This is a genomic window from Pseudoalteromonas sp. 5Ae-yellow (assembly GCF_014077565.1).
Taxonomy (GTDB): domain Bacteria; phylum Pseudomonadota; class Gammaproteobacteria; order Enterobacterales; family Alteromonadaceae; genus Pseudoalteromonas.
This window is the reverse complement of sequence record NZ_JACGWD010000011.1, coordinates 1-13,082: the sequence shown is the minus strand read 5'-3', so window position 1 is coordinate 13,082 and position 13,082 is coordinate 1. Positions and strand designations below refer to the sequence as shown.

Sequence of the window (13,082 nt, the reverse complement as noted above, 5' to 3'; positions counted from 1 at the left end):
ACTTATAGCCGCGTTTTTGCTTTTAATATGAGAGTAAATTAATGATTGATGTAGCAGCACTTGCGGTTTTTATTCCTACCTTCTTTTTTGTGTCGATAACGCCAGGTATGTGTATGACCCTTGCCATGACACTCGGTATGAGCATTGGCGTGCGCCGCACATTATGGATGATGATAGGTGAGCTGTTAGGCGTAGCAACCGTTGCCATAGCTGCGGTATTAGGCGTTGCAAGCGTAATGCTAAATTACCCAGATGCGTTCGCTATTTTAAAGTGGGTTGGCGGTGCGTACTTAATTTATATTGGCTTTAATATGTGGCGAGCCAAAGGGAAAATGTCGGTCGATACCTCAAAACCAAATGACGTAAGTCGGAAGTCGTTATTTACGCAAGGTTTTGTAACCGCAATTGCTAACCCTAAAGGGTGGGCGTTTATGATCTCACTATTACCGCCCTTTATAAGTGTTGAGCATGCAGTAGCCCCTCAGCTTTTGGTATTGCTTGGCGTTATAATGACCACCGAGTTTTTAAGCATGTTGGCTTATGCAACAGGCGGTAAAAGCTTACGTTTATTTTTAGCCCGTGGCGATAATATAAAATGGATGAACCGTATTGCTGGTAGCTTAATGGGGTTAGTTGGAATTTGGCTTATTTTTGGTTAGCTCAAAAAGTAGTTGATATTGTCAATTAATTTGCTGTAGTTGATTTTATCATCTATTTAACGCTTAAGGCATGCCCAAAAATGAGTACACCCGTATCAGTAAATCCAGTAATTGTTGAGCCTAAAAAAACACCTGTAATTTATAAGATACTGGTTATGGTAAGTATTATTACCTTAATTGGCGGTACTCTAACTGGCATTATGACTTATGTAAATGTGGGTGTTACAGAGCATTTTTATGCCGACTGGTTTACCTCATTTATAAGTGCAGTATTGGTTATGGCGCCTGTTGGTTTTGTAATGATGACCTTAATGCATAAGCTAGTTAATAAGTTATTGCCTACTAGTAGCGAGCTAAAACGTAATTTAGTTATTAGTGTTTTTATGGCGCTGATCATGGAGTCTGTGATGGCGTTTGTTACCGCTACTAATAATATTGGCTATGCAGATATGCGTGTATTTGTAACTGGATGGGCTGAAGGGTTATTTGCCGCATTACCAATAGGTTTAACTATAATGCTGATAATGTCGGTTACGGTAAAACCTAAAATAGAACGCTTTTTAAAGAGCTAACGTATTAAAGCAAATAATTTAATACGTTTATAGTGGGCAGATGCATGAAGTAATTAGTTACTTAATTGAGTTTTCTACCGGGCAGCCTTGTTTACGGCATACACCTTCGTTACATAATTTGCATATTTTACGTGCTTCTACCTGCTCGCTTGTTAGGCTGCTAAGTGCTATTTCTATCAAACTTAAAAAACTTTGTTTTTGTTCATCATTAAAGTTGTTTAGTATTTTAGAGGTAGCTGTTTCTCTGCTGCTTAGTACTAGTTCAACCCTTTTACTTCCTTTATCCGTTACGCATAAAACAACAGAGCGGGCATCTTTTACTGACTTTCGCCTTTCTACAAGTTCTTCTTTTTCAAGTGTATTTATTAATCTAACTGCACCAGAATGCGTTAAGCCTAAAACCTTGCTTAGTACATCAATGGTTTCATTAGGATGATTGTAAATAGTGACCAGTGCCGCTTCGTGGCTTAGGCTTCGCCCGCCTAATTCAGCAATCTGTTTTTCAATGTCATTAGAAACAGAAGTAGCAAACGTGCCGATTAAATTTGATATATATTTTTCATTTTTCATAAACTTAATTATATGTGATTCGATCATATAAATATAGTGACAAATTAAGCGCGCTCACTTATTGTGTGACTCAGTCATGTATATTAACTCGAAATTAGTTAATCTACTTCGAATATTACACAAATTAGATGAGCGAGGATTTACCGCCAGCTCATCAGTTAAATAGAGCGATATAATTAAATGAAAAATGATTCAGAAACATTACGTTATACAAAAAAGTTTAAAACTGTATTAGATAAAAAGATGGCCTACATAGATGAAGGCGAAGGTGATCCTATTGTGTTTTTACATGGTAACCCTACATCTAGCTTCCTTTGGCGAAACGTTATGCCCTATTTGCAAGGAAAAGGGCGTTTAATTGCTATCGATATGATTGGATTAGGAGATTCACAAAAGTTAGATAACACCCATGAAGGCAGCTACTCACTTGCTGAAAACAGCAAATACACATTTGCACTTTTAGAAGCGTTGGGTGTAAATAATAACGTTACCTTGGTGCTGCACGATTGGGGTTCAGGAGTTGGTTTTAACTGGGCTAATACACATCGTGATGCAGTAAAAGCAATTGCGTTTATGGAAGCAATTGTTACTGACTTTCCAACATGGGACGATTTTCCTAAAGATTTTCACGGACCCATTGGCACTATGCGCTCAGCTGAGGGGGAAAAAATGGTGCTTAATGACAACTTTTTTATTGAAACAATATTACCAGCGACCATTGCACGCAAATTAACGCAGGCAGAGCATGATGAGTATCGCAGACCCTTTATAAATGCAGGAGAAGATCGCCGTACAATTTTAGCAGGGCCTCGCCAACTGCCCATTGCTGGAGAGCCTGCCGATACCGTGGCTTTAGTTAAAAGCTATGCGAGCTATTTAGCTAACTCTCACGATATTCCAAAGCTATTTATTAATGCTGAACCGGGTGCTTTTTTAGTTGGTTACGCAAGAGATTTTGTGCGCACATGGCCAAACCTAACTGAGGTAACCGTAAGCGGTATTCACTATATTTAAGAGGATTCACCGCACGAAATAGGTAAAGCTATTTCAGATTGGTTACCAAGATAAAAACGGGATGTATTAGTAAACCTGAACTTTGGATAATTAATCTATCTCAAGCTGTTATTTTCAGCGTTAACTACCATATATAGATGACGCTTTTATACAACTAAAAGCGTCATCTATTAACTATTTAAGTAAAAATGGTGCGGTTTTACTCGCCTTTACGCTTGCCACTTTTTCGGGTGAACCTTGCGCTACAATTAAGCCGCCTTCTTCACCAGCACCAGGGCCTACATCAATTACCCAGTCACTATTACGGGCTACTTGCATATCGTGTTCAACCATAATAACGGTATTGCCAGCATCAACTAATTTATTTAACTGCGACATTAACATTGATACATCCGATGGATGCAGCCCTGTGGTTGGTTCATCAAGAACATAAAGCGTGTTGCCGCGCTGCGCACGTTGCAGCTCGGTGGCTAATTTAATACGTTGCGCTTCACCGCCAGAAAGCTCGGTAGCAGGTTGCCCTAAACGCAAATACCTAAGACCTACTTGCATAAGTGCATCGAGTGCTCGAAGTATTGCAGGCTCATTTTCAAAAAAGGTATGCGCCGATTCAACCGTTAAATTGAGAATATCGCTTATGTTTTTATCACGATATGTAACCTCAAGTGTTTGCTCGTTATAACGTTTGCCATGACACACTTGGCAAGGTGAGTAAACGCTTGGTAAAAACAGCAGTTCTATATTTACAAAGCCAACGCCTTCACAGTTTTTACAACGGCCTTTAGCTACATTAAACGAAAAACGACCGGCATCGTAACGGCGCTCTTTTGCTTTTTGGGTTGAAGCAAATAGTTTACGCACATGATCAAATAAACCCGTATAGGTAGCTAAGTTTGAACGAGGGGTACGGCCAATCGCTTTTTGATTTACGGTAATCAGGCGGCTTATATTATTTATACCTTCAATGATTTTTCCGCTGGTGTGTGTTTGCAGCTCTTGTTCGAGTAAGTCGGCTTCGTCGGTTGGCGCTTGTGTTACTACTTTTTGCCCGAGCGCTTCGTAAACAAGCTCTACTAACGCTTGGCTTACTAGGCTTGATTTACCAGATCCCGAAACCCCAGTAACGGTTGTCATAACACCCAGTGGAAATTCTGCATTGAGTTTTTTAAGATTGTTACGCTCAACATCAGCCAATTTTAACCACGCTTTTGGCTGCCTTTGCTCCTTTTTTTGCGCGCTGTTTTGAGTAGACTCTTGACTGGCGTTTTTAGCAAAAAGGTGGCGACCGGTGTGCGAATTTTTTATTTTTCTTAACCCTTCAACAGGGCCGCTGTAAATAATGTCGCCACCATGCACTCCTGCATCAGGGCCTACATCAACAATCCAATCGGCATGTTTAACAACGCTGACATCGTGCTCAACAACAAATACAGAATTGCCAGCCGCTATTAACTCATCAAGCGCTTTTAAAAGTGCTTGTGTGTCGGCAGGGTGTAAACCCGCTGAAGGTTCATCTAGCACGTAAACCACCCCAAATAATTTAGAGCGGATTTGTGTAGCAAGTCGCAACCGTTGTAGCTCTCCGGGTGAGAGCGTTGGCGTTGTACGCTCAAGCGACAAGTACCCTAAACCAAGCATGGTTAGTGCTTCAATACGAGTGAGAATGTCACTGGCAATGCGCTGCGTAACAATGGCTTGCTCTGGATTTTTTGTATTCTTATTTACTTTGGTGCTGGCGGCGTTACTTAGTTTTTTAGCAAGTTCGTTTAATGTAAGTTGAGATAGCTCGCCAATATCGAGCCCTGCAAATTTAACACTTAACGATGCTTGTTTTAATTTTTTACCTTGGCAAGTAGGGCACTGCGATATTTGCATAAACTGCGATACGCGCTTTTTAGTACGCGGGCTTTGGGTAGTAGCAAAAGACTGTAAAACAAAGCGTTTAGCGCTTGAAAAAGTTCCCATGTAGCTTGGATCTTCGTTATTTTTTATCGCATTCTGTGTTTGCTCATAGGTGTAATCTGGGTATACCGGCACAGTAGGTGTTTCGTCGGTAAATAAAATCCAATCCCGTGCTTTTTTAGAAAGTTTGTTCCAAGGTGTGTCTATGTCATAACCAAGGGAAGTAAGAATACGGCTTAGGTTTTTACCTTGCCATGCTGGTGGCCACGCTTCAATGGCGCGCTGGCGAATAGTTTTTGTATCGTCTGGCACAAGTAGCTTTTCGGTTACTTCAAACACTCGGCCTATTCCTGAGCATTCTGGGCACGCACCTTGTGGCGTATTCGGCGAAAACGCATCGGCGTAAAGTATACCTTGCCCTTTGGGGTATTCACCTGCGCGTGAGTAAAGCATACGTAGCGCGTTAGAAATAGTTGTTATGCTGCCAACGGATGAGCGAACCGACGGTGCGCCGCGTTGCTGCTGCAAAGCAACGGCAGGCGGTAGCCCTTCAATAGAATCAACATCGGGCTCATCAACTTGATCTATCAACCTTCGGGCGTATGGCGATACCGAATCAAGGTAACGGTGCTGCGACTCAGCAAACAGCGTTCCAAACGCAAGCGACGATTTTCCAGAGCCAGATATTCCTGTAAAAACAACCAATGCGTTACGAGGTAAATCAACGTCTACATTTTTTAAGTTGTGAACGCGCGCCCCTCTTACTTGAATGCTATTACTGGGATCAGATAAATCCATTGTTGAGTTTTTATGTGTGTTTGCCATACGTTTATACTCCCGTTTAATCGCGCTTTTTACTTTAAGTTAGCTTTGAATTATTTACTATTATCACTTGTTATTACCCTAAAGTAGCGCAAGCACACTGAATGAGCGCTTAGTCTGTAGTGGCGCAGCCAAAGCGCTGGATAAAATTACGACGATTGTTTGTTTACAGAATGGGTATGGAATGCGAATATAATTTAAACAGTTATTGTTATGTTATTTGTTACTTAATTTATTAGGTAATTTACTAGGTATTTTACTAGGTAATAAAAAGGAACTAGCAGTGAATAAAGCCTTAGTGATCATTTTATTGGTGCTTTCGTGGGCAACCCAAGCCGACTCTATCAAAGCGCTAAATGTTGACCGTGCAGTACCAAATAGTATGCACTTATCGTTTGCAAACGATAGCAACATAACCCCTAAAAAAGGGGATTTTGAAATCGTTAATTATGTATTAATGAGCAATGAAGAGGGCGAACGCTGGGCTGTTATAACGCTAACTAACTTATCTTCGGGCAATCGAGAACTAGGCGAGGAGCATTTACTTGCGCTTTTTGCTGACGGCAGCCGATTCATGCCAATGGAATTTAAACTCGGTTTTAAAGGCAACGAAACACAATCGGTTACTGTATCGTTTGCTGATTATAAATTCCCTATTTTAAGTGTGTATTCGAGTAACGATTTGTAACTAATAACGATGCGATAATATTAAATTAGGGATATTTCTAAAATTAAGGGTTTTTATGAAGTTTGAAGATGCGCAACAAAATATGAACCTCGCATACTTCGGTGGTGGAACCGGTGTATTAGTGTCTGGCTTAGTTTGGTGTATAGCTGGCTTTGTCGCATTACTGCATTCAAATCAATCAAGTATGCTTACTTTGTTTTTTGGTGGTATGTTTATACATCCTTTAGCCATGCTACTTTCAAAAGCGCTTAAACGCTCTGGCAATCATGACCCTAAAAACCCATTAGGTAAATTGGCCTTAGAAAGCACTATTATTTTATTTGTTGGTTTGTTTTTAGCGTTTTATGTAGCAAAACTTCAAGCTGAATGGTTTTATTCAATAATGCTGATGATAATTGGTGTTCGCTATTTAGTTTTCAACACTTTATATGGCATGAAAGTGTACTGGATTTTAGGTGCTTCGCTTATGTTTTCTGGCATGTTGTGTATTGTATTAAATGCCAATTTTGTAATCGGCGCCTTTATTGGCGGGATAACCGAAATAGTATTTGCGCTAGTAATATTTGCCCAATCGAAAGGTGTGGTTTTAAAAACAGAATAACCCCCGATCATAATGGTAAAAATAGTGGCTATAGCAAAGGTTTTTAAAGTATTGAGTATCTGCAAATTGCATGTAGCTATTTAGTCTGCTTTGAGTGGTTGAACTCACAGCCATTTGCAGACGCTCAGGAGTTATAATATCTGAAGTCAAGATTTGATAACCATATAGAAAGCTCTCAGATTTTTCGATTAAGAAAATCCGTACTGAACTAAAAACTCAAACCTGATTTCAGCAATCAAATGTATTAATCAATTCAACTCTTATATTTAACAATTAAACAATTTTCGGTAAGTGACACGATGGTTCTAATTGCTTAAATGAATCAAGGTCACTCAAATGGCGCTCACGCCTTAAATGTACTTGGTTAAACGAAGTCCTTTTTTAATCATGAGATTCAGCTTTTCAAAATCTGATTGAGGTAAACGTGATAAACGGTCAACTGACTCAACTAAGAGGTTTTCACCGTTGATAGCACTTTGTTGTTTCGTAGAGGCTCTTAAATACATGTAGCTCTAATAATTTTTGCAACACAATGTATTGACCTTAGCGTAGTTACTGTAGTTTAATGCCTTTATTATGTAGAGATACATTTGTTAACTTTTTGTTTCTGCATGTTGTTTTATTGGAAGACTCGCAAATTAAGGGATTAAAAATGTTTAAAGTTAAAGCGTCTATTTTATCAATTACCGTATGTTCAGTACTAATTTCAGGTTGTAACTCTACACCCAAAAACAACGCTTCAGAGATGGGGATGAAAATACCTTCGTGGGTGTTGAACCCTACAACTGAGAGTGGCTTAATTGCTTCATCGTGTGTTGTCGCATCAAATAGTTTTGCGATGGACAAAACAGAAGCAACGACGCAAGCACGTGCTGAACTTGTAAATCAACTTGATACTCGTATTGCTTCATTACAAGAACAGTATTCTGAGAAAATTACTAACCTAGATGAAACCGTATCAAAATCAAAATTCTTAAACACGACGACTCAGTTTACTGAGCAAGCCTTACGTTCATCAAAAGTTATTAAAGTTGACTATGCACAAATGGCTGATCAGAAAAACTTATGCGCTTTAGTGACAGTAACTGAAGAAGGTGCACAATCACTATTTAAACAAGTAATGAAAAAGGCACCGGTTAAGTTAAGCCCAGAAAATGAAACTTTACTGTATTTAAATTTCACTAAAGCTGAAAACGCACAATAGTTGTTAGGACAAATATAATGACAACAGAAATGAAAAACAGTGATGCTGAACAGCAACAAGGCGTAAAAAATAAATCTCTCTATGAATATTTTGTCGCTATTGCCTTAGGTTTAATGGCAATAGGGCAATGGGGTGATACTAAAGATATTGCAGTCGAAGCTTGGCAGTTAACGCTGTCAAAATTCACCCATAAGTATGAATATGAATCGCTAAACCATGTAAATGTCGGCAGCAACTTAAAATATATCTCAACACATTTCGGTCAGCCAAAGTTAATTAAAAAAAGTAAATATCATGAAAATTTAAACTTTGCGTATTACCTTGAAAAAAAGTTTATTCTAACTTTAATTTTAGAAGGTGACAGAGTAAACGCTTATACCATTACTGGTTTAGTTGACGACTTTGTTCCTTATGGGTTACTTGATAAGCGAGAAAAAGAAAATACCTTATCGATTGCTGATAATTATACTGAATTTCAAGACTTTACATTAGATTTTAACAATGTTGAGTTCTTACTCGTGAAAGAAGAATTGGGTAAAGAAAAACTGTTTGTCAATCAATATTTTGGTGCTATTGGTTATGAGCAAAATATTAATGCTTCAAAAGCCGAGTTCAAAGGCTTATATGAAAAGCTTAATATGAATGATGAAGCCCCAAGTTTATTGGCAGACGTTAAGCGACTTACTAAGCAGGTGAGAAACAACTTTTACGGTGTTGGTGAAGTGAGTTTGTCGATAGTGGCAGATTCAGTATTAACAGACTTTGAGTATTCGTTGTATTACAAAAAATAAGGATATTTTTTATCATGGCTTTAAAGCGAATCTTGTCATTAGCACTTGTTATCTGTGCGACATCAGCAAGTTCAACTGCTTATGCGGTGCAAAATGATTTTGCCGATTTTAAAAAGAAATACCAGAGCAAGCACAAAGAATATACAGATGACTACACCCAACGTTATGAAGTTTATAAAAAAGAGCTAATTGAAAAGTGGGGTGTCGCAGAGCTAAGCTCAGACACAGAATATGTTACTTACTCTGATGATAAAAGCGTTAAAGTCATTGCTAATTTTGAAAACGACACTATCGAAGTCAATATTCAACGTGATGATCAACAAGGTCAAATCACGCCAGAAGAAGAAGAGGTAATGGTACGCGATGCTATTATGGAAGCGCTCAATGTAGCCCCTAAAGCGGCTGCTAAACAAAATATTGAATTTGCTTTTACGCCTGCGAAAAATCCTCAAACTGCTTTAACCCTTAAACCTAAAAAACTAGCGAAAAAAGTATCTTCAAAACAAGATACCTTGTTAAAGCATCTTGGAATTAATGACGGAAAAGAGCTAAAGTCCGCCTTAACTATGGTTGAAGAAGTTCCGGCAGAAAAACAACAAGCGATAGTTGTTGCCAGAACAGAAAAAAGGCTTTCGCAACAAATTACTCAAGTTGAACAGTTTGTTGAACGTGAAGAGCTTCCCCTGAAACAAAAAAAACGAGCTCAGCGTAAAGTTGCGGAGTTAAACAGTCAGCTGAATGAATTAAATCAAAGGCAAGATATTCTAACGAAGAAAAATATAAAGTCTTATAAAATTCAGCTAAAACGCGATCGCTTTAATAAAGCTGAAAAGTATTTATCTCAAGTGGCTATGCAAGCTAATCAGTGGAAGGTTGATCAAGAGGTTTTACTTGCGATTATGGAAACCGAAAGCCATTTTAACCCTATGGCTAAATCACACATTCCTGCTTACGGTTTAATGCAAATAGTACCATCTACTGCCGGCGCTGATGTAAATAAGAAAATATTTTCCATCAACAAAAACCCGACGCCAGAGCTTTTATTTAATGGTACAAAAAATATTGAATATGGCAGTGCTTATTTCAACATTTTACTGACCCGCTACTTGAAAGAAGTTGTAAACCCAACAAGCCGTATGTATTGCGCAATTGCAGCTTACAACACAGGTATTGGCAATTTAGCGAGAGCTTTCAATAATGGTGAAAGAGGTCGCATGAAAGCGATAAATAAAATTAATAAAATGACACCAGAGCAAGTGTTTGAAGTAATTAAAACTAAAACCCATACCGAAACTCAGCGATACCTGATCAAGGTTGTAAATAGTACAAACTATTTTGCAGAGCATATATAGGGAAAGGCTATGTTTTTACGTTATATAATTACTGCTTTTATTGGCTTAATCACTTTGAAGAGCTTTGCATTAGATGTTCCTGCAGATAACAAGCAATTCATTTATGGATTAGGTACTGATGTAACCTACGGGCAGGCCCAAAAATCAGCGATGGCTGATATTGTCATGAAACTATCAACCCGGATAACAGCTAAATCTCAAATCACCCAAACGAAAGAAAACAACCAAACGCAAACACGTGCTACTCAAAAAACTGAGGCGGTTAGTCGTGGTATTGAGCTGCCGAATGTTGAAGTAGTGGCGAGTGAAGAAAAACTAGGGAATTGGTATGTTATAGTGCGTGCTGAACGTAAGCTAGTGCAACGCTCTATCAAGCATCAACTGGTAAATTTAAATGATGATCTACTTTTCGCTTTAGAAGAATTTAAAGGTAAATATACGCCATCATGTTTCTATGCGCTTTCTGATGAAGCGAGTAACAAAGAAAAGTTGAATGAGCTCATTCCTGCTTATGTTGGCTCTGGTATTAGCGATGGTTCAGAAGATGAGTTTTATCAGACCCTTAATACCTTCGACCGTACGTTTAAAAAGTGTAAAAAACGTAATAGATACACTTTAACTTTTTCAGAATTGGTTAGTTCTGAATTTAAAAGATCAACAATAAAGTTTTTAAAAAACAATGGCTTTTATGTTGTTAGCAGTGGTGAAAATACTGGTGTTGTGCAATTCAATATTAAGAAAAATCAAACACTAGCCTATAAAAGCCATCTCACAATTTTAAATACTGAAATTTTAGTTTTCGATGAAACTGACACTTTGAAATATCAAGAATCATTCAAAGTGAAAGGTTCTTCATTTGAGTCAAAATCTCAGTCTTTAGCAAGAGCTGAAAAAAGCTTATTACAGAAAATACAAATTAAATAATTGATAAAGGGAAGTTACAAATGAACAAGAAGAACCTTTTAGTTAGCATGGTAACCGCTTTAACCATTACCGGTTGTGTTTCTACTCAGCCACCAACTGCATTACCAACATTTCCAGATGTTAATATTGGCTCTGTACCGGGCACGCCAGATGACTTAGGTAGTATTCAAAGTAGTAAATTACTCGTTGCTCAAGGTACAAAAGTAGGTGTGCCAGAGTATGTGCAGGCTTTATTTGCTGACAGCATTCGAGAATTCGTTGTTGATAGTGGCTCAGAAGTTATTGACCGTCAAATGGCGCAGCGTTTTATTGATGAAATTCAATTAAAAGAAAATTTAGCTGAAGACTATGATGCTTATGAAGGTCCGGTAGAAGCTAAGTTCTTAGTTATTCCAACGATCACAAGTTACTCTTGGGGTAGTGAATATGAAAAGTCTTACACTACTAAAAATAAAAAAGGTGAGAGCACAAGGCATCCTGACGAATGTGATTACACAGGCCGAGCAAAAGGTAACATCCAGATTCGTTCATTACCTTCAATGCAGCAAATTTTATCTGTGAATTTATCTGGTCGTAAGTCTAGCTCACAAGAGAGCCCTTCTAGTCGTAAATGTAATGAGGGCGGTATGGTAAATAGCGTAATTAAAGGGGCTATTGGTGAGTTACTTGAAAAAGGTGATGACGATTACGTAACTTTAAGCAAATATGTAGGTTCACAAGGAATAGTTACTGGTGCTAAGCAAGCTGAAGGTAAAATATATTTTGAAACTAACTTAGGTCGTATACACGGCGCTAAAGCAGAACAGGCGGTTGCTATTTATCTAAAGATGGGTGGTGAGTTAGTCAAAGTTGCTGCTGGTGAACTTGTAGATAAAGACAATATTTTTAATCGAAAGTCATTTATAACAGTTGAAGAAGAACACCAATCACGTATAAAGCGTGGCATGATTGTCATGCTTTCAGGTGAGTGTACAAACATGTTTTGTTCAATAGACAATACAATAAAATCTATAACTAAATAACAATTATGATTGCAGTAGATACCTTATTGTTATGAAAAGCAAAGAAGAGGTTTTAGCCTTTATTAAACGGTTATCCCCGCTTCAGCGGGTGATAATTCAGGCGCATGATTTTCCTGATCATGATGCTATTTCTTCTGCGTATGCATTATCAGTGTTGCTATCTCATTACGAGATCAGCACTCTGATCGTTTACAACGGAGAAATTGACAGAATTTCACTTTCTAACCTGATCCAATGGTTAGAAATTCCTATTTATCATTGTTCACAAGTAAAGCTAAACCCGTCAGATAAAATCATTAATGTTGATGGTTGTATCGGCGAGAAAAATGTAACAGACGTGCCGGGCGATGAGATTGCAGTAATAGATCATCACACTATCAAACCTACTAAATCATTTTGGTTTAAAGATATTCGTAGTGATTATGGAGCCACCGCGACCATTATTTGGGAGTATTATAAGTTACTTGGTATAGAAATGTCGGTACAGGTGGCGAGTGCGTTATTAGTAGGATTAAATGTTGATACCGCAAATATGACAAGAGGCTTCTGTAAAGCTGATATTAAGGCTTTTGTTTACTTGAATGCTCGCTCAGATTTAACCTTTGTCAATCGTGTATTGAGAAATACCTTAATGCAAGGGGAACTGAGAAATTTTGAGCACGCGTTTAGAAATTTGTCTGTTGATAATGGTGTTGCCTCTGTGTTACTACCTGAACCATGCCCTAAGAATATGCTAGGTATGCTGGGAGATTTTCTTTTATCCGTTAATGAATTTGATGTTGTTATTGTTGCGGTTAAACAAAATAATGGTTTACAACTATCTTTTCGTTCTGAGCGGAGTTTTTCAAGTTAGTTGTCGCATCAAGTTAAATTTTATGCCGCCCGCATTGCTTCTTTTTTTTCTGGATTTAAATTTACTTCATTGATCATTGTCCAATCTCGAGATTTTCCTGACCAACGA

13 protein-coding genes are annotated in these 13,082 nt (G+C 38.2%); 11 read left to right on the top strand and 2 right to left on the bottom strand.

The window, feature by feature from the left end; genetic code table 11:
• Positions 1–41 precede the first annotated feature (41 nt).
• A complete protein-coding gene (locus tag H4J63_RS04950; protein ID WP_182194925.1) occupies positions 42–659 on the top strand; it encodes a LysE family translocator in 618 nt (205 codons plus the stop codon).
• Positions 660–739: 80 nt separating this feature from the next.
• Positions 740–1,231, top strand: coding sequence for a DUF2798 domain-containing protein (locus H4J63_RS04945; protein ID WP_182194922.1), 492 nt, complete (start codon positions 740–742; stop codon positions 1,229–1,231).
• A gap of 57 nt (positions 1,232–1,288) precedes the next feature.
• Here the strand turns inward: H4J63_RS04945 and H4J63_RS04940 are convergent, their stop codons facing one another.
• The gene (locus H4J63_RS04940; protein WP_182194920.1) at positions 1,289–1,801 is read right to left on the bottom strand and encodes a MarR family winged helix-turn-helix transcriptional regulator; all 513 of its coding nucleotides are present in this window, start codon (positions 1,799–1,801) and stop codon (positions 1,289–1,291) included.
• A 180-nt stretch (positions 1,802–1,981) separates the two neighbouring features.
• Here H4J63_RS04940 and H4J63_RS04935 point away from each other — a divergent pair, with 180 nt between their 5' ends.
• Positions 1,982–2,815: a haloalkane dehalogenase gene (locus tag H4J63_RS04935; RefSeq protein WP_182194917.1), complete on the top strand. Its 834-nt coding sequence runs from the start codon at positions 1,982–1,984 to the stop codon at positions 2,813–2,815.
• 174 nt (positions 2,816–2,989) lie between these two features.
• Here H4J63_RS04935 and uvrA read toward each other — a convergent pair whose 3' ends face one another.
• On the bottom strand, positions 2,990–5,542 hold the full coding sequence (uvrA, locus tag H4J63_RS04930) for an excinuclease ABC subunit UvrA (protein ID WP_182194914.1): 2,553 nt from the start codon (positions 5,540–5,542) through the stop codon (positions 2,990–2,992).
• 280 nt (positions 5,543–5,822) lie between these two features.
• Between uvrA and H4J63_RS04925 the strand changes: the two genes are divergently transcribed.
• From H4J63_RS04925 to H4J63_RS04890, 8 genes are all read left to right on the top strand, one after another.
• Positions 5,823–6,227 (top strand): hypothetical protein, encoded by a 405-nt coding sequence (locus tag H4J63_RS04925; RefSeq protein ID WP_182194911.1) that lies wholly within the window; start codon positions 5,823–5,825, stop codon positions 6,225–6,227.
• Between the two features lie 55 nt (positions 6,228–6,282).
• Entirely contained in the window at positions 6,283–6,828 is a 546-nt protein-coding gene (locus tag H4J63_RS04920) for a DUF7010 family protein (RefSeq protein WP_182194909.1), read from the top strand.
• Positions 6,829–7,480: 652 nt separating this feature from the next.
• Positions 7,481–8,032, top strand: coding sequence for an LPP20 family lipoprotein (locus tag H4J63_RS04915; RefSeq protein WP_182194906.1), 552 nt, complete (start codon positions 7,481–7,483; stop codon positions 8,030–8,032).
• Between the two features lie 17 nt (positions 8,033–8,049).
• Positions 8,050–8,823, top strand: a complete 774-nt coding sequence (locus H4J63_RS04910; RefSeq protein ID WP_182194903.1) for an ETEC_3214 domain-containing protein — start codon at positions 8,050–8,052, stop codon at positions 8,821–8,823.
• A 14-nt stretch (positions 8,824–8,837) separates the two neighbouring features.
• Entirely contained in the window at positions 8,838–10,175 is a 1,338-nt protein-coding gene (locus tag H4J63_RS04905; protein WP_182194900.1) for a transglycosylase SLT domain-containing protein, read from the top strand.
• A gap of 9 nt (positions 10,176–10,184) precedes the next feature.
• Positions 10,185–11,099 carry an LPP20 family lipoprotein gene (locus tag H4J63_RS04900; RefSeq protein ID WP_182194898.1) on the top strand — a complete coding sequence of 305 codons (915 nt, stop codon included), beginning with the start codon at positions 10,185–10,187 and terminating at the stop codon, positions 11,097–11,099.
• A 20-nt stretch (positions 11,100–11,119) separates the two neighbouring features.
• Positions 11,120–12,121: a hypothetical protein gene (locus H4J63_RS04895; RefSeq protein WP_182194895.1), complete on the top strand. Its 1,002-nt coding sequence runs from the start codon at positions 11,120–11,122 to the stop codon at positions 12,119–12,121.
• A 31-nt stretch (positions 12,122–12,152) separates the two neighbouring features.
• On the top strand, positions 12,153–12,974 hold the full coding sequence (locus H4J63_RS04890; protein ID WP_182194893.1) for a bifunctional oligoribonuclease/PAP phosphatase NrnA: 822 nt from the start codon (positions 12,153–12,155) through the stop codon (positions 12,972–12,974).
• Positions 12,975–13,082: the final 108 nt, after the last annotated feature.